This is a genomic window from Actinoplanes sp. NPDC051633 (assembly GCF_040681735.1).
Classification (GTDB): domain Bacteria; phylum Actinomycetota; class Actinomycetes; order Mycobacteriales; family Micromonosporaceae; genus Actinoplanes.
Map to the genome: position 1 here is coordinate 1 of NZ_JBFAZH010001583.1, position 1,438 is coordinate 1,438.

Sequence of the window (1,438 nt, forward strand, 5' to 3'; positions counted from 1 at the left end):
TTGGCCGTGGTGGCCTGGGAGGCGGGAGTGGCGGCCCGGGCGGCGGCGACCTTGCGACGCGAGATGCCGGCGGATCCGTCGACCACGACGGTCACGCCGGCGTCCACCAGCGCCCGTACGATCTTCTTGGCCTGTGCCGGGGTCACCTCGGCGGACTCGACAGTCTGCGCGACCTGGGAAGCCGTGATCTGCCCGCCCGCGCCCTGAGCATGGGCGATCAGGGCCTCGGTGAGGGAGCGAACGTCGGCACCGGTCTGGTGGGCTTCTGTCACGAATGACCTTCCGGAGGGCGTTGGAACGGCCTGTGCCCAGCACGATGCGGCGACGGGCTGGGCTGGGCTTGGCTGGTGGAAGCATTACTTGCTGCTGGGACCACTGAAACGCGGACCGGCCGGCAGGTCTGGAGTCCGTGTAGCGGTGGCAGTGGTGAATTGTAGCGCCGATGACCGAGAAGCTCTCGTCGCCGCACGCCACCGGCATGCCGCGGGGGCCGCTGAGCCCTCACCGCATGGCCGGCGGGAGAATGGTACTGGTCCGATCGAGTTGGAGGTGACCGCTATTTCCGCCACATCGACGCCCGCCGAGTTGCTGGCCGTCGCGGTGCGGATCGCCCGGGAGGCGGCCGCGACCGCGCGCCGGATGCGCGCCGAGGCGATCCAGGACGTGCAGACGAAGAGCACCGACACCGATGTGGTCACGGCGGCCGACAAGGCGGTGGAGCGGCAGGTGGTGGAGGCGCTGCGGGCCGAGCGCCCGGGCGACACGGTGCTGGGCGAGGAGTACGGCGACACGGACGCGACGGCGATCGCCGGCGGCGGCACCCGGTGGATCCTCGATCCCATCGACGGGACCGTGAACTATCTCTACGACATCCCGGCGTACGCGGTCTCGCTGGCCGCGGAGGTCGACGGCGTCGTCGTGGCCGGCGTGGTGCACAACCCGGCCACCGGCGACGAGTGGACCGCGACCCTGGGCGGCGGCGCCTGGCGTGCCGGCCGCCGGCTCACCGGCTCGACCCGCGAGACGCTCGACCAGGCACTGGTCGGCACCGGCTTCGGCTACGACTCCGCCCGCCGCCGGCACCAGGGCGCCGTGTTCGCCGAGCTGATCACCCGGATCCGCGACATCCGGCGGATCGGGGCGGCCTCCGTCGACCTCTGCCTGGCCGCTGAGGGCCGGCTGGACGCGTACTTCGAGAAGGGCCTGAACCACTGGGACCACGCCGCGGGCGGCCTGATCGCCGCCGAGGCCGGTCTGCGGGTGTCCGGACTCGACGGAGCCGCCCCCGGCCCGGACATGCTCGTCGCCGCGCCCCCGGCGCTGTTCGGCCCGCTGCACGACGCGCTGGTGGAGCTGGACGCCTCGGGCGGGCCGTGAACCCCGCCTTACTTGCCGGGCGCGGGCGCGGAGCAGGCGCCCGGCGGCGGGGTCGGCTCGC

Annotated in this window: 1 protein-coding gene and 1 pseudogene; one reads left to right on the forward strand and one right to left on the reverse strand. The window is 73.3% G+C overall.

Going from position 1 to position 1,438, the window contains the following annotated elements; all coding sequences use genetic code 11:
* A pseudogene (locus AB0M20_RS43325) lies at positions 1-272 on the reverse strand (RNA polymerase sigma factor); the annotation flags it as partial.
* Between the two features lie 277 nt (positions 273-549).
* Between AB0M20_RS43325 and AB0M20_RS43330 the strand changes: the two are divergent.
* Positions 550-1,377, forward strand: a complete 828-nt coding sequence (locus AB0M20_RS43330; RefSeq protein ID WP_364307308.1) for an inositol monophosphatase family protein — start codon at positions 550-552, stop codon at positions 1,375-1,377.
* Positions 1,378-1,438: the final 61 nt, after the last annotated feature.